The organism is Pseudomonas sp. Z5-35, assembly GCF_051131945.1.
Lineage (GTDB): Bacteria > Pseudomonadota > Gammaproteobacteria > Pseudomonadales > Pseudomonadaceae > Aquipseudomonas > Aquipseudomonas marvdashtae.
This window is the reverse complement of record NZ_CP071640.1, coordinates 4073293-4093921: the sequence shown is the minus strand read 5'-3', so window position 1 is coordinate 4093921 and position 20629 is coordinate 4073293. Positions and strand designations below refer to the sequence as shown.

Here is a 20629-nt window from a genome sequence, read left to right as displayed (position 1 = left end):
TTTGTGATGTTGGATGTATGGGATGGGTAGATTCCGTATCAATTTAAATTCCAATAGCCTAATGTGCCAAGATGTTGGCAGACTTTTAATCGGGTGATTTGCCAAACGTTCATGGTAGCGGCTTTCTGCCGTTCTGCATTTGCATAGATGCTTAGGGCGGAAAGTAACTCGGTCATGTCTCCAATTCCAGAGTTATAACGGCCCTGAACTACCTTTAACGCCTGGTGTGACTGCGTTACTAGTTTGTTAATCTGAATTAAGCGTTGTGTTTCAGTGTCTAGCGTTCGGTAACCTTCCCATAGTTCCAATGACAAGCGTTGCTCCTCTTTGAAGAGTTTATCTTTGCTTTCCTCAAGGCGAGCAAGGTCGTGACTCACAAGAGAGCGTTGTCTGAACCCGTCAAATAAAGGCACGCTTAACTGAAGGCCGATCGCCCTATCTCGCTCACTTCTGTCTTGGTTACCCATCTGGGATTGATTGAACTGGGCATAAGAAAAATCTGCTGTCAGTGATAGGATGGGTTTTCCAAGCGCGCGATTTCCATCGAGTTTCGCTTCCTTTGCTCTGATTTCTGCGCGGATTGCCGCTAGGGCCGGGTGGTCCTGCTGAGCTTGCCGAAGTAGTGCCGCGAAGTCATTAACAAGCTCCGCGCTGGGCAGGGGTGCCCGATCATCTTCAAGGTTGAGCGGAATATCCGGTGGAAAACCCATGCGTAGTGCGATTACCCCGACGGCCTCGCGAAACTTTCCCGCATCGTAAATCTGATTCACATTCGCTTGGGAGTAAGCTGTTTGAGCTTGGAGCCAGTCTGAAAGCGCTGCGGCGCCAGATTTATATCTGGCTGCGGCCGCTTCAAGGTTGTTTGCCGTGAGAGCTGTAATTTTTTTTGAGATCTTCAAGTCGTGCTGCGCAGCCAAAGCGCTGTAGTAGAGTTGAGCCGCGGAGAAAAAATACATTTGCAGTAGAGCGTCTTGGTTGGCGTTGGCCGCTGCCAATAACTGCAAATTCTCACGTAGAGCCGCTTCTCGCTGACCGAAGTCGAAAAGCGTCCAACTCAGGTTCAGTTGGTTGGATAGTTTTCTTAGACGACCATCGCTAGAGAGTTCGTTACGTTCGTCGTAGTTCGTTGTGTTGCGTCCATTCACCAGACGAGCAGTTCCTTTGATTGTGGGATAATAAGCCGCCCTAGCGACGTCTACCAATGCCGCTTGGATTTTGACTTGGGTCCAGGTCGAGCGCGTTCTTGGATCATGGCAGAGTATGCGTTCAATCGTTTGTTGTAATGAAACCCCTCGCGGTAAATTACCGAAAACACACGGTGATAAGTGGGCGTCTATATCTGAATTTGGATGAGCTTCTGTAAGGGTATCAATAAAGTTACGTTCCGTCCCATTAGCCGAAAAACTAATGAAAAAGAATATTGGAAATATATGTCTTGGGCTTATCTTTTTATTCATCGTGCCGATCCACAATTTAACCATTCAGAGGCGAGCTTTAATTCCCCTGCCTGCATTAGGAAAACTCGATCCGCGGAATTTATTGTCTCGGGTCTGTGGGCAACAATAATCCTAGTTATTTTTAATGAGCGTATCGCTTCGTTTACCTTTCGTTCGCAGACCAAGTCAAGATGGCTCGTGGCCTCGTCTAGGACCAAGATTCTGGGTTTTTTGTATAGGGCTCTTGCTAACAGCACGCGTTGTCTCTGTCCGCCTGACAAGACTGAGCCCATGTCTCCTATAAGCGTGTTGTATCCCATCGGCATAGATTGAATATCATCATGTATGGCCGCCATCTGCGCACATTCTATGATCCAGGGTAACTCCGCATTAGGGTCAAAGAACGAAATGTTGTCTGCCAGCGATCCAGCAAATAGAGTATCGTCCTGCATGACCGTCCCGACTATGGCGCGAATCGCGTCCGCACCTATTTTTTTGATATCGTGTCCCGCTATGCTAATTTTCCCACCCGTTGGGGTTACAATTCCCAACAGCAGGTTAATCAATGTACTTTTTCCACAACCCGAGGGACCGATAATAGCTATGTATTCTCCCTCCATAACCGAAAAATTCAGGTTAATAACAATGTAAGGTTCGTTATCAGCATGGCGGTACGTTAGCTCGCTGATTTCAATGTTCGCGTGGTGTTCTCGAGAGATATGTATGTTGGCAAGAGTGGGGGTGCTTTCAACTGGGTGAAGAATGATATCTGCCAAGCGCTCCCCTTGTAGCTGAAGCATATGCAGTTCGAACAAATGATCTATAAGACTGGTGACCCTGTTCACAAATTGTGTTTTATAGGCGATAAATGCCATCAGAACGCCAATGCTGAAATGACCAGTCATTACAAAACCAGCACCGAACCAAACGGCGAGAAGATTTTCTAAGCCGAACAGTAGTCCATTTAGCTGCGTATAACAAAGTTGCATTTTTTGGGTGCGTAGATTCGCATTAATTTGCTGAATTAATAGCATTAGCCATGTAGCTCTGCGCTCATAGTTTCTTCCAAACGATTTTATTGCACGAATGCCCCTGATTGTTTCGAGGAAGTGGCTCTCTTGCTGGGTGGCATGGATAATCTGCTCTTCAGTGGCTTCTCTGAGTGGGCTATACCAGACCCAACGACCGAAAATGTATAGAACCATGGTACAGAGAGAAATGGAGGCCAGAACTGGACTAAACATAAACATTAGCGCCAATGTGGCGAAAGTCATAATGCCGTCGAGAACACTAGAGAAAAATGCAGCGGTCAAGGTTTGCTGGATATGAGTAGCTGCCCCGAAACGCGACACAATATCTGCCAAGTGCCGTCTAGCGAAGTACTGTATTGGCAGTTTCAATAAATGAGTGAATACGTTGCTCTGCCATTGCACACTGACCATTGTATTCATATGAAGCGTTATCCATGAGCGGATTGCTGTCACTGTTTGCTGAATAAGCATCAACAAGCCGAAGCCGATCATCAGGCTCTTAAGTAGATCCTTGTCCTCGCTCAGAAGTACATTGTCAATCGTCCATTGGAGGAGGAGTGGACTAACTAGCGAGAATATTTCCAGCGCGAAAGCCAGCAATAATATCTGCGCAAGCGAACGATACAGACCGCTTGTCTTGCCCAACATATTTACAAGTTTTATTCTCGGTTTTGCTTCATGTTTCTCGAAGTCGGCATTGGGCCATAGTTCCAATGCGACGCCAGTAAATAATTTACTGGCGTCGTTGAATGTCAAGTGGCGAATTCCTACGGCCGGATCATGCAGTACTAAGTGGTTCATACGTACCGATTTCAGGACCACAAAGTGATTGAAATTCCAATGAAGTATGCAAGGCAGTTTGAGGCCGGTGAGGTCTCTCATCTCCAACCTGACAGGTCGGGTGCCCAGTTTTAACTGGTCGGCAATCGATATGAGTTGCTTAAGCGTTAGGCCTTTTAAGGAAATATGGAAGCGGCCGCGTAAATCCGATAATTTGGTGTGATGCCCATAATAGCCGAGCAGCATTGCCAGACATGCCAAACCGCACTCTGTCGCCTCGGTCTGTAGTCGAAGAGGCAGTTCGCGCCCCATGCGGAGTGCTATTGAGTTCAGATTGTTCAACGATGCAGCTCCTAAAGTTTGCCGGTCAAGCTATACAGCGGTTCCAACACCCATTCGTAGAGGTGTCGGGTCTCTTGAAGTATGTCGGCCTCAAGCAGCATCCCCGTTGTTAATGCGCGCTGCTTGCCATAAGCTGGAACGCTTTGATTTTCCAGTTCGACGCGAATTCGATAGAAACGTTGTTCACCTATAAGAAGTCTGGGTATCTCACCCACCGTTCCAGTTAAGTCTGATGCAGAAACAGAAGCTTTTGAAATAGACCGGATCGTTCCGTTGTGTTGTCCAAATTTTTGGTACGGAAAGGCTTGATAGCGAATACGTACTTTATCTCCTATATCAATAAAGCCAACTGTGTTACTTGGCGCGTAGAGCTCAGCTTGAAGCAAGGAATTTGCTGGGACTATGCTTAAGAGTGGGCGTACTTGATCTATAGTCTGGCCTGGTTCCGCAGAGATGGCCGTGACGACACCTTCTTGGGAGGCGGTGATAACCACCAGCCGCTTAGCCTCACTTTCCACAACCTGCTGCTCAAGCCCGGATAATGCCCGCTTGATAAGGGCGAGCTGGTTCTCATGTCGGGCCGGTAGCCCTGAAAGATCATTGCGGCGTTCGCTTATACGATGTTGGATTGAAGCCAGCTCCCGTTCCAAAAGCTGTAGCTCTTGCTGTTGCTGCAGTAGCGCAGCTTCGCGCTGTTGAAACTGATCCATCGATACATAGCCATTGGTTATCAAAGTAGCGTAGCGTTGTTTTGCATTCGATGCTAATGAGATCAGCCGTTTTTGGCTTTCAATTTGCTGCCCCAAGGTCATACGTTCTTTTTTTAGACTTTCTAGGTGACTTACAATGTTATTGCGTTCGTCTTGCTGGAGCGAATGCTGCTTGTCGAGTTCTTCTTGTAAAGACATTTTTCTGTTTAGGAGACTCTTGCTGATGCTTGCTTGGACTGGGTCTGAGTTCTCACCATACCTTTCCCCAGATATGCTCATCAATTGTGCTCCCTTTGTTACGTATTGCCCCTCTTGAACGAATCGCTCAAGAACTCGTCCAGATTGCGATGGAAATATCTTTATTTGACCTGAAGCTGGTATTAGCTGCCCCGACACTGTGTTTCGTTTGGTATAGCTTCCCAATATCAAAAAAACTGTTACGAGTAACGCCATGCTCACAGAGAAGAGGGTAAGGATTGTAAAAGAGACTGGGTTAATCAGCACGATGTTGCCCAGCCACTGTGTACGATTGTTATCCAGCGCCTCTGGTCTGAATAGCGGTGTATTCCCGTTCAAAGTGAGCTTCCTGGTAATTAGGTTTTTCCGCAAACAAGTCGTTAAGTCTGGTAGTGCGTTCCTGATCAAGCTTCAAAGGTCGCACAATTCTTTGTTCGGGTCTTCCCCTACATGTGTAGGGTTCCGGCATCTATTTTCTGTTGCTACTGTAATGGCTGACAGTGAGAGAGAATTCTATGAAGAAACTAGCGGATCTACACGAAGTATTCGTAGGCTTCAATGCTCGGCGAATTGAAGGTGCTTCTCTTGAATTCTACAACGGGCGTTTAGTTTCTGGTCTTACTAAAGAAGAGGTCCTTTTTAAATACAGTTATGTCGTAGGCGATGCAGGCTCATCAGAAGGAAGAGGATCGCAAAAAATCTTCCAGGCAGAACGATACGGCGGCGACGGAATTTTACGAAATGGTGGAGGCGGACGCTGCGGCTTTGACGGTGAGTACCAGCTAAAAGGGATAGGGCCCAATGAGTTGGTGAGTGAGGATGCAGGCGACGCGCATGGCAACGGTTTCCTGAGTCTTGAAAGTGCAATCTACGAGTCAATATGGGCGGAAATAATAAATATTGCACTGCCTTACGGCGCTGTTAGAACTGTCGCGGTAATCAATACGTGGACGAAGTTTGAGCAACATGGAGTGAAATATTGGCGAGGGCTTTTAGTTAGAGAACCTGCTGTGCGTCCCGCACATTTTATCAGGGCGCTATATTTTAAAGAACGCTTTACCAGTTTATTGAGCAGTGACGCGAAGCGTGTGCGGTCTACGGTACAGAGGCTGGCGGAATTCCTCCCTTTTGATCCGGGCTGGGCCTCGGAGCGCAGGCTTGATATCCGCCTACATCGCGGCTTGGTTGAGCTGACTAAGCGTTATGCGCGCCAGTTTGCCGCCGCAAGGGCAAAACGAATAATTCATTATAATGTAAGTGCGTCTAATCTATCGATAGACGGTGGGTGGATGGATTTGAGTGGTGCCGGAGTTTTCTCCCAATTAATTTTGGGCGACAAAACGGATATTGACCGTTTCTTGAATGAATACCTGCCTGCGCTGAACGCTATTCGATGTATATGCTATAACCTGGGTAAATATAGAGTGATTGATCGTCACTTTGCAGAAAGCCTCTTTGAGTGTGTATTGGCTCAGTTTGAGTCGGAATATGAGCTTCAGTTTGGTTATTATCTTGCCTTGCAAGTGGGGTTCAGCCCCTTTCTTTTAAGGGCATGTATGGGGAGCGCGCAATTTTTGGCGTTTTCGGCAGCCTTGAAGAGCGTGCTGTTAGCAGATGAATTCAGTGTGTTTTCGGTTTCTGGTGAAAAGGGAAAGTGCGGCTCTGGCTTCTGGGCGCTAGGGTTGTACGAGTCTTTATTGTGGAATGAGGTTTTTGACCTGTCTAGGGAGTCATCATGGCCTCTTATCAGCTCTGTTAAGTTGGAACGATTAAGATCTACATATTCCGCTCTTTTTGATTTAGTAACCAGTCAGGCAACATTGGATGGGATAGAACGTGCAGGGCTGGTTCGCGGTATGGCCATTAACCTAATCAGACTCAATCGAAGGGGTCAATCGTTGCTTGATCTAAAGGCGAGGGTTTCCGATTTGTGGGGGAACAAAGAGAAGTCGTGTTCCTTTGCTACTATCGACGAGCTAACTAGCGAATCCGTATTTGCAGCTGCTATTAATTATGGCCATGAGGAGGAATGTCTCGTTCCCTTTTGGGAGGGAGCATCAGTAAGAGTGTTTTACGACATAAGACATGATTGTTTTCAAGTGGCACTTGAAGGTGCGGAATTTTTCATCGTCTCAAGTTTTTGCGATGTTGTGAATGTTTGTGAAGAAACTATGAGAGCACGATTGTATTACAAGCCAATATGAAATTTTTTTTATGAAGAAGACTTATGACCTGCGTATCGTCTCTAGGCAGACAGAAATGCTCAGTAAAGCTCAGATGTTGGGGTACGGTTGCATGGTTATGTTGAGCTGTCGCCGCTATCTGAGCTTTCAATTGGTAAATTTGAAAGCTTGGTTAGAGCCAGCGATTGATCATGATCAAATTGTTTTCTTTTTTGATCGAGCAGGCAGCACGGTCGGTTATGTTACGTGGGCTTTTTTGGCGCCTGATAGTGAGTTGCGTTTGCTTAATGATCCTCGCTTCTTATTAGACGTTTCGGAGTGGAATGAGGGAGGAAATGTTTGGGTTATCGATTTTTGTTTTCCCTCAGGGGGAGTTTTGAGCGCCGTAAGTTTATTAAAGAGTCATTTTCGTAATAAGGGCGTGGCGCAGGTGTCTTGGGCTCGGCAAGATGCCCGCGCCGACATGCGGAAGGTGAGCAGCTATAAAGTGAGGGGGTAATTGACATGTGAATGGGTTGGGAAGAGGTTTTAAATAACTAGAGGCTCTATTTTGAATGAGCCTTAGATTTATCTAATCATGCAGAGGAATAAATGATGCGAGAAATAACGATGGATGAAATTGACTTAATTAGCGGCGGTGTCGGTGTGCCTGGCGCTGTAGCTGGTGCGGCGGCTGGAGCTGCTGCCTACGTAGGAACTGTGGTCGGCGGTGGGGGAAAATTTGATTCGATTGATTTTGCAGGCGCAACTATTACTGGGGCTGTTTCAGGCGCCCTGGCTGGGCCTGTAGGAATAGGTAGAACGTTAGGGTTTAGCGGGGGGGCTTATGGTGCGGGAATTATAGGTGGAGGCGTCAGCCACGAAATGCGGGCAGCTTAAGTACACCGAAAAAAGGGGGGCGCACTTAACATCCAGATGCGAAGTGCGCTACCTGGTGCTTTGGAATGGGAGGGTGGATGGAGTCTATATTGTTCTCACTCACGGTTGGGGCAGGGTTAAGTCTATTTATTATATTCTTTCTAAAGGTGGTCCTTATGTTGTTGCGAAGGTGGTGTGGGTACGTTTTGCCGGTAAAATATTTTGTTGGTTTTGTATATATTGTGATTATTTTTGTGGTTGTTTTTTTAATGCCGATATTTAATGGTTATTTTGAATTGTAGTTTTGTTCGTGTTGAGCGATTGTATGAAAGTCAGGTTTGTCTGGGGTCCGTGTTTGTGGTGAGCTATTCTAAATAGTGCTCTTATGAAGGGGTGTTAATAGGTATGGGGGCGCTTATTATGGTAGGAGGTTAGACTCTGGTGATCAACGCTGACCGTGATGCCAGGTCAGCTACGTTCAAAAAATTATTCGCAGTGTTTTCGTTTAGGGGGGGGGCGCTGTTTTTATGGGTGAATATATGTCGCTTGTTGCTTCCTGAAAAATATTCAAATTTGTTCTTGCTTTCGGTGATCGTGGTCATACAGATTTCGCTTGCGCCGATATTGGTGTGAGTTGAGTGGGGAGGGCGATTCTGTTGATAATGGAATGTTTCTTCGGTTGTGTAGCACGCGTCAGGAGTTAATAATTTTTTGTGCTAGTAACGCTGCTCTGGTACTCGCCTTTTTTTTACGCAAAATTGAGGATACATGATCTCGCACGGTGAAGTCGCTAATGCCAAGGGCTAGGGCGATTGTCTTATTTGTATCGCCTTTAAGTAGTAGTTTAAAAATTTCATGCTCTCGTAGAGTGAGGCTTTTGTCGTCTTGCTTCAATTTATTACTCCGCATTTTTGAACGACGGTTCAGTTGATGGTCTACATCGGAATTGCTTGGTAATAACATTATAGATGTTATCGATTTTTTGGAAGTTGGAAGCGTCTCGAAAAGCTGCGTGAAATATCTGTGGTTTGCTGTTAATCCTACAAATTTTGGATGTTTCTTAGGAAAAAGCTTTCAGTCGGCGGTAGAAACTCCTACAAGATGTTCGACATGTCGCTTTCTATAAGGCCTAACAATTAAGGAGTTTTGCTTGTTATCTATAGGGAGTCTCAATTGCCGAGATAGATTCCAAGACGCTCGGCGCAGTGCGGTCAAGCTCGGCGAAGGTGTCAAGATGCAACCAGCGGGGCACAGCTACATTTTGGCAGCATTTGGTCGATGAGATTCTGAGAGGCGGGGCCGCAACGTTCGCCTCACTTATTCCCATAAGCCATAACCCCCTTACTTTGCGTGATATGGCCTCGCCGGGTTTGCCGGTATGATAGGCGCCCCCGCAGTCCGGATTGCGAATACGCCATGACTCTGCAGTACCCAACCATCGCCGATTGCGTCGGCAACACTCCGCTGGTCCGCTTGCAGCGCTTGCCCGGCGAGACCACCAATACGCTTTTGCTCAAGCTCGAAGGGAACAACCCGGCGGGTTCGGTCAAGGACCGGCCGGCGTTGTCGATGATCACCCGTGGCGAATTGCGCGGGCAGATCCGGCCCGGCGATACGCTGATCGAGGCGACGTCCGGCAACACCGGTATTGCTCTGGCGATGGCGGCGGCGATCAAGGGCTACAAGATGATCCTGATCATGCCCGACAACTCCAGCGCCGAGCGCAAGGCGGCGATGACTGCCTATGGCGCCGAGCTGATCCTGGTGACTCAGGAAGAGGGTATGGAGGGCGCCCGGGACCTGGCCGAGCGCATGCAGGCCGAGGGGCGTGGCAAGGTGCTCGATCAGTTCGCCAACGGCGATAATCCCGAGGCCCACTACACCACCACGGGCCCTGAGATCTGGCGCCAGACCGACGGCACGATCACCCATTTCGTCAGCTCGATGGGCACCACCGGCACCATCATGGGCACTTCGCGCTATCTGAAAGAACAGAATCCCAACGTGCAGATCATCGGCCTGCAACCGATGGAAGGTTCAGCCATCCCCGGCATCCGCCGCTGGCCTGAAGAGTATCTGCCGAAGATCTACCAGGCCGACCGCGTCGACCGCATCATCGACATGGCCCAGAGCGAAGCCGAGGACGTGACCCGTCGCCTGGCGCGTGAGGAAGGCATTTTCTGCGGCGTGTCGTCGGGCGGTGCCGTGGCGGGGATGCTGCGCTTGTCGAAGGAAGTCGAAAACTCGGTGATCGTCGCGATCATCTGTGACCGTGGCGACCGTTATCTGTCGACCGGCATTTTCGACGCGCCCAACTGATGGCCAAGCATGAAAGAGGCTTGCGCTTCCAGCCCAGCGGCGGAAGCCGGGCCCCGCAGGTGCCCACCGGTAAAAAGCAGCGCTTGACCATTGAACGCCTGGCCAATGATGGCCGTGGCATCGCGTTTATCGACGGCCGGACCTGGTTCGTTATCGGTGCCCTGGCCGGTGAAGAGGTCGAGGCGCGCGTGCTCGGTGCCCATGGCAAAGTGGTCGAGGCGCGTACCGAACGGGTTTTCCTGCCCAGTGAACTGCGTCGTCCGGCGCCGTGCATCCATGCTGGTCGTTGCGGTGGTTGCAGCGTCCAGCACTTGCCCCACGCCGAGCAGCTTGCCCTGAAACAGCGCATGCTTGCCGAGCAGTTTTCCCGAGTGGCCGGCATAGAGCCGGACGAATGGGCCGCGCCTTTGAGCGGGCCGGAATTGGGCTACCGACGTCGCGCCCGCGTGGCGGTGCGTTGGGACCAGAAAGCAAAAAAACTCGAAGTAGGTTTCCGTGCGGTCGGCAGCCAGGACATCGTTGCCATCGACCAGTGCCCGGTGCTGGTACAGCCCTTGCAGCCGATCATGAGCCGCTTGCCGGAAATGCTCCGTCGCCTGGGCAAACCCCAGGCGTTGGGTCATGTGGAACTGTTCGCCGGTTCTTCCTTGGCTTTGCTGTTGCGGCACATGGCGCCGCTGTCGGAAGCCGACCTGACGATCCTCAAGGATTTCTGCGCCTTCCATGAAGCGCAGTTGTGGTTGCAGGGTGAAGGCGAGCCACAACCGGTCGATCCGGAGCAGGCCTTGGGTTATCGCCTGGATAGCTGGGATCTGGAACTGGCTTACCGGCCAGGGGATTTCATCCAGGTCAACGCCACCGTCAACGAAGCGATGATCGCCCAGGCCCTGCAATGGCTGGCGCCTCAATCGAATGAGCGAGTGCTGGACCTGTTCTGCGGCCTGGGCAACTTTGCCTTGCCGCTGGCCAGGAGCGTGCGCGAGGTGGTGGCCGTGGAAGGCGTACAAACCATGGTGGACCGCGCGTCCGCTAACGCCGTCAGCAACAATTTGAATAACACTACTTTTTTTCAGGCCGATTTATCCCAGCCATTGGCGGATGCCGAATGGATCGGCGAAGGCTTTTCTGCGGTACTCTTGGACCCACCCCGTGACGGTGCTTTCGAGGTGGTACGCAAGCTGGCGTCCCTCGGAGCCGGACGGTTGGTTTATGTCTCGTGCAACCCGGCAACTTTGGCTCGGGACACGGTCGAATTGATCAAGCAGGGCTACCGGTTAAAACGTGCCGGGATTCTCGATATGTTTCCTCAGACGGCGCATGTCGAGGCCATGGCGTTATTTGAAGCGAGCCAGGATGGCTTGTCCGACTGACCCGTCCGTGCCAACCCGCCACTGCCCTGGGCGCAAACACGGGCACGAAGGTCAGCGCTGTTGACGCATTGAATCTGCGTCGTAGGGAAGGTAAGTAAAGATGGTACAGGTGAGAGCACACCAGCCGATCAACACCGACGGCAGTATCAATCTCGAGGCTTGGCTCGATCACGCGGTCAGTATCGACACGGCACTGGATCGCGAAGCCTTGAAGGCCGCCTGCGAGTTCGCTCGCGAGGCGGAACAGCAACACAATGCGGCGAAGAACCTCTGGTCCGAAGGCACCTCGAGTTTCCAGACGGGCCTTGAGATCGCCGAAATCCTCGCCGACCTCAAGCTTGACCAGGACTCGCTGGTCGCTGCGGTGCTGTACCGCGGCGTGCGCGAAGGGCAGATCCAGCTGCCGATGGTCCACCAGCGTTTCGGCACTGTGGTCGCCAAGCTGATCGACGGCGTGCTGCGCATGGCGGCCATCAGCGCCAGCCTCAGCCCGCGCCAGTCCATGGTCTTGGGCACCCAGGGGCAGGTGGAAAACCTGCGCAAGATGCTCGTGGCGATGGTCGACGACGTGCGCGTCGCGCTGATCAAGCTGGCTGAGCGCACCTGCGCGATCCGCGCCGTGAAGTCCGCTGACGATGAAAAGCGCAATCGCGTCGCCCGCGAGGTGTTCGATATCTACGCGCCACTGGCCCACCGTCTCGGTATCGGTCATATCAAGTGGGAGCTGGAGGACTTGTCCTTCCGCTACCTGGAGCCTGACCAGTACAAGCAGATCGCCAAGCTGTTGCACGAACGACGGCTGGATCGCGAGCGCTTCATCACTGACGTCATGACCCAGTTGCGCGAAGAGTTGCAGGCCACGGGCGTCGAAGCCGACATCAGTGGCCGGGCCAAGCACATCTATTCGATCTGGCGAAAGATGCAGCGCAAGGGCCTGGAATTCAGCCAGATCTACGACGTTCGCGCCGTTCGCGTGCTGGTTCCGGAAATGCGCGATTGCTACACCGCGCTCGGCATCGTCCATACCCTGTGGCGGCACATTCCGAAGGAGTTCGACGACTACATCGCCAACCCGAAGGAAAACGGCTACCGCTCACTGCACACCGCGGTTATCGGCCCCGAAGGCAAGGTGCTGGAAGTGCAGATCCGCACCCACGCCATGCACGAGGAAGCCGAGCTGGGCGTCTGCGCCCACTGGAAATACAAGGGCACCGACGTCAAGTCCGGGTCCAACCACTACGAAGAGAAAATCTCCTGGTTGCGCCAGGTGCTCGAATGGCACGAGGAACTGGGTGACATCGGCGGCCTGGCCGAACAGCTGCGCGTCGACATCGAACCGGACCGGGTCTATATCTTCACCCCCGATGGCCATGCCATCGACCTGCCCAAGGGCGCGACGCCGCTGGACTTCGCCTATCGGGTGCATACCGAGATCGGCCACAACTGCCGTGGCGCGAAGATCAACGGGCGGATCGTGCCGCTCAACTACAGCCTGCAAACCGGCGAGCAGGTCGAGATCATCACCAGCAAGCACGGCACGCCGAGCCGCGACTGGCTGAACCCGAACCTGGGCTACATCACCACTTCACGGGCGCGGGCGAAGATCGTCCACTGGTTCAAGTTGCAAGCCCGCGACCAGAACGTCGCGGCCGGCAAGACCTTGCTCGAACGCGAGCTCAGTCGCCTGGGCCTGCCGCAGGTGGACTTCGACAAGTTGGCCGAAAAAGCCAACATGAAGACCGCCGAGGACATGTTCGCCGCCCTCGGCGCCGGTGATTTGCGCCTGGCGCAACTGGTCAACCTGGCCCAGCAACTGGTGGAGCCGGAGCGTGGCAACGAGCAACTGGAGCTGATCCCGCGCAAGGCCACCGGCTACAAGCCCGGCAAGCGCGGCGACATCCAGATCCAGGGCGTGGGCAACCTGATGACGCAGATGGCCGGCTGCTGCCAGCCGCTGCCGGGCGATGCAATCGTCGGCTACATCACCCAAGGCCGTGGCGTGAGCATTCACCGCCAGGATTGCGCCTCGGTGCTGCAACTGGCCGGTCGCGAGCCGGAACGCATCATCCAGGTCAGCTGGGGCCCGGTGCCGGTGCTTACTTACCCGGTGGACATCATCATCCGTGCCTACGACCGCTCCGGCTTGTTGCGTGATGTCTCCCAGGTATTGCTCAACGAGCGGATCAACGTATTGGCGGTCAACACCCGCTCGAACAAGGAGGACAACACGGCGTTGATGTCCCTGACCATCGAGATCCCCGGGTTGGACGCGCTGGGGCGGCTGCTGGGGCGGATTTCCCAGCTGCCGAACATCATCGAGACCCGGCGTAACCGTACGCCGGGATGATCCGTGAGCCAATTGTGGGAGCGGGCAATCTCGCTCCCAGAGTTTCGTGTGATGAGACGGATTAATGTATAGCCTCGAAGACCTGCTCCACCTGATGAATCGCCTGCGGGACCCGCAGTACGGTTGCCCTTGGGACATCAAGCAAACCTACGCCACCATCGTCCCGCATACGCTTGAAGAAGCCTACGAGGTCGCTGATGCGATCGAGCGTGGCGATTTTGATCACCTGCAGGGCGAATTGGGCGACCTGCTGTTCCAGGTGGTGTATTACAGCCAGTTGGCCCGGGAGGAGAACCGCTTCGAATTCGCCGGTGTGGTCGACAGCATCACCCGCAAGCTCATCCGCCGCCATCCCCATGTGTTTCCTACCGGCGACCTCTATGCACCCGTGGATATCCCGCGCCTGAGCGAAGAACAGGTCAAGCAGCGCTGGGAGCAAATCAAGGCCGAGGAGCGGGCCGAGAAAGCCTCGGCGCCCGAGCAACTGTCGCTGCTCGACGATGTTCCGGCGACCCTGCCGGCGTTGTCCCGTTCGGCGAAGTTGCAGAAGCGTGCCGGTCAGGTCGGTTTCGACTGGCCGGGCCCGTTGCCGGTGCTCGACAAGGTCCGCGAGGAACTGGACGAAGTGCTCGAGGCGATGGCGGATAACGACCCGGCGGCCATCAGCGATGAGGTCGGCGACTTGCTGTTCAGCGTGGTCAATCTGGCCCGGCACCTCAAGGTCGACCCCGAAGCCGCCCTGCGTGGCGCCAATGCAAAGTTCGAGCGACGTTTCCGATTTATCGAACAGGCATTGCGCGACACCCACCGTCCCATGGAAGATTGCACCCTCGAAGAGTTGGACGCCTTGTGGGGCGAAGCCAAACGTCAGGAAAAGAATTTGCCCAGCTGTGGCTGAGGCCGTTGCCTAAGTGAGTAAGCACCATGAGCCTTTCCCTTCGCGACCAGTTGCTCAAAGCAGGGCTGGTCAACCAAAAGCAGGCCAAGCAGGTCGGCAAAGATAAACAGAAGCAGCAGCGCCTGGCCCATAAAGGCCAGATCGAACTGGATGACACCCAGCAGCGCGCGGCCCAGGAAGCCATGGCCGAGAAGGTCAAGCGCGACCAGGAACTCAACCGGCAGCAGCAGGAAAAGGCCGAGCAGAAGGCCCGGGCCGCGCAAATCAAGCAACTGATCGAAGTCTCGCGCCTGCCGAAGCTGACCACCGACGACTATTACAACTTTGTCGACGACAAGAAGGTCAAGCGTATCTCGGTCAACGCCCTGATGCGCAATAAGCTGAGCAGCGGTTCCCTGGCGATCGTCCATCATGGCGGTGGCTATGAAGTGATTCCCCGTGAAGCGGCCTTGAAGATCCAGGAGCGTGATCCCAAGCGCATCGTCCAGCTCAATACCCAGACGGAAGAAGTGGACGCCGATGATCCGTACGCGGCGTATCAGATTCCTGACGATCTGATGTGGTAAGCAGGGCGGCAAGCTAAGCACAGGCTCAATGTGGGGCGGGAAAACCCGCTCCCACAGGTGTTTCTGTCTTCAGGATTCTGCCGTTTCACGCGAGCGCAACCGTTCTTCGCGCTCCAGCTCGGCCCGGTAGTTCTGAGCGTCCGTCTCGGAATGGAACATCCCCACCAGTAAGTCTTGTTGATGCACATCCCAGATCCGGATGCCGGCAGCAATGCCTTCATGGGACATATGGGCGTCGTCGCGTTCAGTTACTTTCACAGTCATCTTGCAAGCTCCAATCTCTGTTATCTGCAGCAAGGCGTGTGCAGGGCTTTGTTATAGATTTTGGTAGCCAGCTAAGTAAATGCTTCGGCGCGTTAAGAAACTTTCATGAAAATCGCGACAATCCCGCGGGCCAGCCAGGGCGCGGCATTCGGTCGCAGTCGGGTGGGGTTCATGAAGAAGGTTTCATGTTGCAGTGATGACGCATGCGCACGTCAGCGGACATGGGATGAGCAATTTGCGGGCAACAAAAAGCCCCGCATGGCGGGGCTTCTTATCGGGTTAATCAGCTGCCTTTCACAGCCTTGCCGTTGACCGTACCGTCCTGGAGCATGATGTTGTACTCCTTGCCGTCAGTCTCGACCTGTTGCAGGCGCACCAGCAGATAATCCCAATCCTTGGCGAACCAGAGCACGGTGATGCGCTTGCTTTGAGTCGGGTCACGCACGCGCTCGACCTTGATGGCTTCGATCTGGCCGGCCTTGGTGGCGACCTTTTCCGAGCCCAGCACGCGGAAATCGTAGGTGTCGATCTCACCGTCATCGACAACCTGGTAGCTCATGCTTTTCTTGCCGGCCGCCACGTCGTGCTGCAGGGCGAGCTGATAAGTCGACTTATCGACCATGCCCCGGTTCAGCGTCAGCTTGACCGGGTCGCCGCGATCCGTGCCGGTGACCATCTTGGCGTTCCAGTCGAAGTCCAGGTCAGCCTTCTTGGCTTTGCCCAGGCCGCCGCGTTCGAAATGGTAGGACTGTGGCAACAAGGTGTCCTTGTCCACGGTCAGGGTGCTTTCTTCGGTCAGGCTGGCGATCATCATCGACGCCTTGAAGCTCAGCTTCCAGGTGCCGTTGGCCTCTTTGGTCAGGCTGCGCTCGGCGGTGCCGCTCATGGGCAGCTGTTTCCAATCAGCGGTGTAGCTGGCGGAGAACGGTTGAAGGTCTGCGGCCTGTGCCAGGGGCAAGGCGAGCAGAGCGCAAGCGAAGAGCAGGGCGCGACGCATAAAATCTCCTAGTATCGAATCAAATGGCCGCTGGCGGCGAGCAACTGGCCGTCCAGTGAGGCCCCGCGATCGTCGAGGGTCAGCCGGCCTTCGGCAAACCAACGCACGGCCATCGGGTAGATCTGGTGCTCGCGGGCGTGGACCCGTTGCGCCAGGCTTTGCGGCGTGTCGTGCAACTCTACCGGTATTACTGCCTGTACGACCAGTGGTCCGCCATCGAGTTCCTCGGTGACGAAGTGCACGGAGCAGCCGTGCTCCGTGTCGCCGGCCTCCAGCGCGCGCTGGTGAGTGTGTAACCCTTTGTATTTGGGCAGCAGCGAGGGGTGGATATTGAACAGGCGGCCTTGGTAATGACGCACGAAGCCGGCGCTGAGGATGCGCATGAAGCCAGCGAGTACCACCAGTTGCGGATCGAACGCGTCGATCTGTTCGATCAGCGCGGCGTCGAAGGCTTCGCGACCGTCGAACGCCTTGTGGTCCAGGACGCGGGTATCGATACCCGCTTCCTTGGCACGTTGCAGGCCGTAGGCATCGGCGCGGTTGGAAATCACCGCGCGGATACGGACCGGGCTGTTGCCGGTCTGCGTACTGTCGATCAGGGCCTGCAGGTTACTGCCGGTGCCGGACAACAACACCACGACGTTACAGGTGGCAGGCGGCTGCTCGTGCATCAATGTGCCTTAAGGTTTTTCAGCTCGACTTGCGCAGCGCCTTCGGCGGCGGTGGCGATCTGGCCGATGACCCAAGGCTGTTCGCCAGCGTCACGCAGTACGTTCAGGGCGGTCTCGACGTGCTCCTGGGCCACGCAGATGACCATGCCTACGCCGCAGTTCAGCACCCGGTGCATTTCGGATTCGTCGACGTTGCCTTTCTCTTGTAGCCAGTCGAACACCGCCGGGCGGGTCCAGCTCGCCACGTCGACCACCGCCTGGGCACCTTTTGGCAGCACGCGCGGGATGTTATCCAGCAGCCCGCCGCCAGTGATGTGGGCCATGGCCTTGACGGCGCCGGTGTCCTTGATCAGCTTGAGCAGTGGCTTGACGTAGATGCGCGTCGGCGCCATCAGCAGGTCGGCCAGCGGCTTGCCGTCGAGCTGGGTGTTCTCGATGTCGGCGCCCGAGACTTCGATGATCTTGCGGATCAGCGAGTAGCCGTTGGAGTGCGGGCCGGAAGACGGCAGGGCGAGCAGGGCATCGCCGGCGGCGACTTTCGAACCGTCGATGATTTCGGCTTTTTCCACGACACCGACGCAGAAACCGGCCAGGTCGTAGTCTTCGCCTTCGTACATGCCTGGCATTTCAGCGGTTTCGCCGCCAACCAGCGAGCAGCCGGACAGCTCACAGCCGGCGCCGATGCCGGTCACGACCTGGGCGGCGGTGTCGACGTTCAGTTTGCCGGTGGCGTAGTAGTCGAGGAAGAACAGCGGCTCTGCGCCGCAGACCACCAGGTCGTTCACGCACATGGCCACCAGGTCGATGCCTATGGTGTCGTGCTTGTTCAGGTTCAGGGCCAGGCGCAGCTTGGTGCCCACGCCGTCAGTGCCGGAGACCAGTACCGGTTGCTTGTAGCCGGCCGGGATTTCGCAGAGGGCGCCGAAACCGCCCAGGCCGCCCATGACTTCCGGGCGCGCGGTGCGCTTGGCGACGCTCTTGATGCGTTCGACCAATGCTTCACCGGCGTCGATGTCTACACCGGCGTCCTTGTAGCTCAGGGAGGGTTGCTTGCTCATGATCCAGGCCTTTAAAGGGGGGATTTCTGGGTAACGACCGATCGCCGGGGCCGTGGAATAACCGTTGTACGAATTATCCCGGGTGCCCAGCCATTGCCGGTCTGCGAAGGCGCGCGATTTTATCAGGCTTGTGCAGCAGCGGCCATCCTCGTGCCGACGGCAGGGACATATCCGCCAAAAAAAACCGATATATGTGGTGATGGCACTGCACGGCGCGTCTGTATAAGGTGTAGCGGTAAGCGACTATGGCGATGACCGTGGGAAACTTGCATCGGGCGGCTGAATGTTTTGCCCGGTGCCGTGTCACAGCCATGCTCAATCTTCTCCACACGGCCGCTGCCAGCCGTTTTGTCCGGGAATTCTCCATGCGTTTGTTCAAATTCTTGTCTGTGGGCTGCTTGTCGCTGATCAGCCTGGCGAGCCATGCCGAAACCCTCAATAGCCTTTATCAAGTGCGTGAACCGGTCAGCAGTCAGGCGCCGGATGAGCGTAACCAGGCGACGTTGCGCGCCCTGGATACCTTGGTGTTGCGCCTGACCGGCGACGCCAAGGCCGCCCAGAGCCCCGGCCTGGCGGCGATCCGCAAGGACCCGCAACAGATCATTCTTCAATATGGCTACGAGGCCGGCCCTCCGGAAAGCCTGCAGGTGGACTTCGATCCAGCCAGCACCGACCGGGCGTTGCGTTCGGCGGGGCTGTCGCTTTGGGGGGCGAATCGTCCATCGATCCTGGGTTGGTGGCTGAACGATTCAGTGGAGGGTTCCAGCCTGGTCGGCGATGGCCAGGCCAGCGCCACGCCGTTGCGCCGGGCTGCCCAGCACCGGGGTTTGCCGCTGCATCTGCCCCTGGCGGACTTGAGCGAGCAGATTGTCGCCACGGCGCCGAACTTGCAAGGCAACGACCCGGCGCCATTGCGCGAGGTGTCGCAGCGTTATGGTTCCGACGCGTTACTGGCGGTCCATGCCAAGGAAGAGGGCGGCCAATGGCAAGCGAGCTGGCGCCTGTGGCTGGGCGACCAGCGCGAACAGGGCAGCGCCCAGGGCGCCGATCCCGCCGCATTGGCTGATGCCGTGATGCTGGCGGTGAGCCAACGCCTGGCGCCGCGTTTTGTGGCCAAGCCGGGTGTCGCCACCGAACAATTGCTGGAAGTGCAAGGTACGAACCTTGAGCGTTACGCGGCGTTGGGGCGGTTGCTTGAACCGTTCGGTGGGCAAGTGCAACGGGTCGAAGGCGACGTGATCGTCTACAAGGTCAGCGCAAGCGCAGAGCAGTTGAAGGCACAGTTGGCCCTGGCGAAGCTGCAGGAGATACCCGCCGGAGAGGCCATCGCGCCGACGCCTGCGGTCCAGCCCGCTGCTGATGGAGCGATTGCGCCTGCGCAGCCAACGCCAGCGCCGGCAGCCAACCTGCGGTTCCGCTGGTAGTTTTTCTTTCTATATAAAGAGTCAGGAGTGGTTCATGGGCGACACGCGGCGTTGGTTCTGGTTGGGTGGGGTCGCCCTGCTGATTGCGTTCATCTGGTTGTTGCACCCGATCCTCACGCCCTTCCTGGTTGCGCTGTTGCTGGCCTACCTGTTCGATCCGGTCGTGGATCGCCTGGAAAAACTCGGTCTGTCCAGGACCTGGGGCGTGGTAGCGGTGTTCGCGCTGTTCACGCTGATCGTGAGCGCTCTGTTGCTGGTGCTGATACCGATGCTCGCCAAGCAACTGGTGCGCCTGTACGAACTGGCGCCGCAGATGCTCGATTGGTTGCAGCACAGCGCGGTGCCATGGGTGCAGTCGAAGCTGGGGTTGTCCGACGGTTTCTGGAAGTTCGACAAGGTCAAGGCTGCGATCAGCGAGCACATGGGCCAGACCACCGATATCGTCGGCGTGGTCTTGAGCCAGGCCACGGCGTCGAGCCTGGCGCTGATCGGCTGGCTGGCGAACCTGGTGTTGATTCCGGTGGTGGCCTTCTATCTGCTGCGTGACTGGGATCTGATGATGGCCAAGATCCGCAGCCTCCTGCCGCGTCATCGCGAAGAACGCATCATGACGTTGACTGGTGAATGCCATGAAGTACTCGGGGCATTCGTCCGGGGCCAATTGCTGGTGATGGTCGCGTTGGGTTTCATTTATGCCGCAGGGCTGATGCTGGTCGGGCTGGAGCTGGGGTTGTTGATCGGCCTGATCGCCGGGCTGGCGGCCATTGTGCCTTACATGGGGTTTGTCATCGGGATTGGTGCGGCCTTGGTCGCCGGGCTGTTCCAGTTCGGTGGGGATTTGTATCCCATGGTCGGCATCGTCGCGGTGTTCATGGTTGGGCAGGCGCTGGAGGGCATGGTGCTGACGCCGCTGCTGGTGGGCGACCGTATCGGCCTGCATCCGGTTGCGGTGATCTTCGCGATCCTGGCAGGCGGCGAGTTGTTCGGCTTTACCGGAATCCTGCTGGCACTGCCGGTGGCGGCGGTGATCATGGTGCTGGTGCGCCATGTGCACGATCTGTACAAGGATTCGGACATCTATAGCGGCGTCGAAGACCCTGATCTGTAAGGCGAATGATCGGTGGAGTGTCAGGGAAAC

Annotated in this window: 17 protein-coding genes; 9 read left to right on the top strand and 8 right to left on the bottom strand. The window is 55.2% G+C overall.

Translation table 11 applies throughout. The annotated features are described in order from the left end of the window. Positions 1–38: 38 nt before the first annotated feature. From J3P95_RS18690 to J3P95_RS18680, 3 genes are read right to left on the bottom strand one after another with little or no spacing between them, the layout of a single operon-like run. Complete coding sequence (locus J3P95_RS18690) at positions 39–1457, bottom strand: TolC family protein (RefSeq protein WP_434558227.1); 1419 nt, start codon at positions 1455–1457, stop codon at positions 39–41. After that, complete coding sequence (locus J3P95_RS18685) at positions 1454–3559, bottom strand: peptidase domain-containing ABC transporter (protein ID WP_434581172.1); 2106 nt, start codon at positions 3557–3559, stop codon at positions 1454–1456. The genes J3P95_RS18690 and J3P95_RS18685 overlap by 4 nt, the downstream gene beginning before the upstream one ends. 41 nt (positions 3560–3600) lie before the next feature. Then, positions 3601–4875, bottom strand: a complete 1275-nt coding sequence (locus tag J3P95_RS18680; protein ID WP_434558226.1) for an HlyD family secretion protein — start codon at positions 4873–4875, stop codon at positions 3601–3603. Positions 4876–5051: 176 nt separating this feature from the next. On the opposite strand from J3P95_RS18680, the gene J3P95_RS18675 reads away from it, so the two are divergent. After that, on the top strand, positions 5052–6740 hold the full coding sequence (locus J3P95_RS18675) for a hypothetical protein (RefSeq protein ID WP_434580141.1): 1689 nt from the start codon (positions 5052–5054) through the stop codon (positions 6738–6740). A gap of 10 nt (positions 6741–6750) precedes the next feature. Beyond that, a complete protein-coding gene (locus J3P95_RS18670; protein ID WP_434558224.1) occupies positions 6751–7218 on the top strand; it encodes a toxin-activating lysine-acyltransferase in 468 nt (155 codons plus the stop codon). Between the two features lie 1052 nt (positions 7219–8270). Here J3P95_RS18670 and J3P95_RS18665 read toward each other — a convergent pair. Next, positions 8271–8486 carry a LuxR C-terminal-related transcriptional regulator gene (locus J3P95_RS18665; protein ID WP_434563901.1) on the bottom strand — a complete coding sequence of 72 codons (216 nt, stop codon included), beginning with the start codon at positions 8484–8486 and terminating at the stop codon, positions 8271–8273. Between the two features lie 507 nt (positions 8487–8993). Between J3P95_RS18665 and cysM the strand changes: the two genes are divergently transcribed. The 5 genes from cysM (at position 8994) to J3P95_RS18640 (ending at position 15077) form a co-directional block, all read left to right on the top strand. Beyond that, on the top strand, positions 8994–9896 hold the full coding sequence (cysM, locus tag J3P95_RS18660; protein ID WP_434558223.1) for a cysteine synthase CysM: 903 nt from the start codon (positions 8994–8996) through the stop codon (positions 9894–9896). Next, complete coding sequence (gene rlmD, locus J3P95_RS18655) at positions 9896–11266, top strand: 23S rRNA (uracil(1939)-C(5))-methyltransferase RlmD (RefSeq protein ID WP_434580145.1); 1371 nt, start codon at positions 9896–9898, stop codon at positions 11264–11266. The genes cysM and rlmD overlap by 1 nt, the downstream gene beginning before the upstream one ends. Before the next feature lie 100 nt (positions 11267–11366). Continuing rightward, the gene (gene relA, locus J3P95_RS18650; RefSeq protein WP_434558221.1) at positions 11367–13613 is read left to right on the top strand and encodes a GTP diphosphokinase; all 2247 of its coding nucleotides are present in this window, start codon (positions 11367–11369) and stop codon (positions 13611–13613) included. A 64-nt stretch (positions 13614–13677) separates the two neighbouring features. Next, complete coding sequence (gene mazG / locus J3P95_RS18645) at positions 13678–14511, top strand: nucleoside triphosphate pyrophosphohydrolase (protein ID WP_434580147.1); 834 nt, start codon at positions 13678–13680, stop codon at positions 14509–14511. A gap of 26 nt (positions 14512–14537) precedes the next feature. Continuing rightward, positions 14538–15077 carry a DUF2058 domain-containing protein gene (locus J3P95_RS18640; RefSeq protein ID WP_434580149.1) on the top strand — a complete coding sequence of 180 codons (540 nt, stop codon included), beginning with the start codon at positions 14538–14540 and terminating at the stop codon, positions 15075–15077. Positions 15078–15146: 69 nt separating this feature from the next. Here the strand turns inward: J3P95_RS18640 and J3P95_RS18635 are convergent, their stop codons facing one another. The 4 genes from J3P95_RS18635 to purM all read right to left on the bottom strand — a co-directional run bounded on the left by J3P95_RS18635 (position 15147) and on the right by purM (position 18067). After that, complete coding sequence (locus J3P95_RS18635; RefSeq protein WP_186614447.1) at positions 15147–15341, bottom strand: hypothetical protein; 195 nt, start codon at positions 15339–15341, stop codon at positions 15147–15149. A 283-nt stretch (positions 15342–15624) separates the two neighbouring features. Beyond that, on the bottom strand, positions 15625–16338 hold the full coding sequence (locus J3P95_RS18630; protein WP_434558218.1) for a DUF3108 domain-containing protein: 714 nt from the start codon (positions 16336–16338) through the stop codon (positions 15625–15627). Positions 16339–16346: 8 nt separating this feature from the next. Further along, positions 16347–17009: a phosphoribosylglycinamide formyltransferase gene (gene purN, locus J3P95_RS18625; protein WP_434580151.1), complete on the bottom strand. Its 663-nt coding sequence runs from the start codon at positions 17007–17009 to the stop codon at positions 16347–16349. Beyond that, positions 17009–18067: a phosphoribosylformylglycinamidine cyclo-ligase gene (purM, locus tag J3P95_RS18620; RefSeq protein ID WP_434558216.1), complete on the bottom strand. Its 1059-nt coding sequence runs from the start codon at positions 18065–18067 to the stop codon at positions 17009–17011. The genes purN and purM overlap by 1 nt, the downstream gene beginning before the upstream one ends. Positions 18068–18432: 365 nt before the next feature. On the opposite strand from purM, the gene J3P95_RS18615 reads away from it, so the two are divergent. After that, positions 18433–19491, top strand: a complete 1059-nt coding sequence (locus tag J3P95_RS18615) for a DUF2066 domain-containing protein (RefSeq protein ID WP_434580152.1) — start codon at positions 18433–18435, stop codon at positions 19489–19491. Positions 19492–19525: 34 nt separating this feature from the next. Further along, a complete protein-coding gene (locus J3P95_RS18610; protein ID WP_434558214.1) occupies positions 19526–20599 on the top strand; it encodes an AI-2E family transporter in 1074 nt (357 codons plus the stop codon). Positions 20600–20629 lie beyond the last annotated feature (30 nt).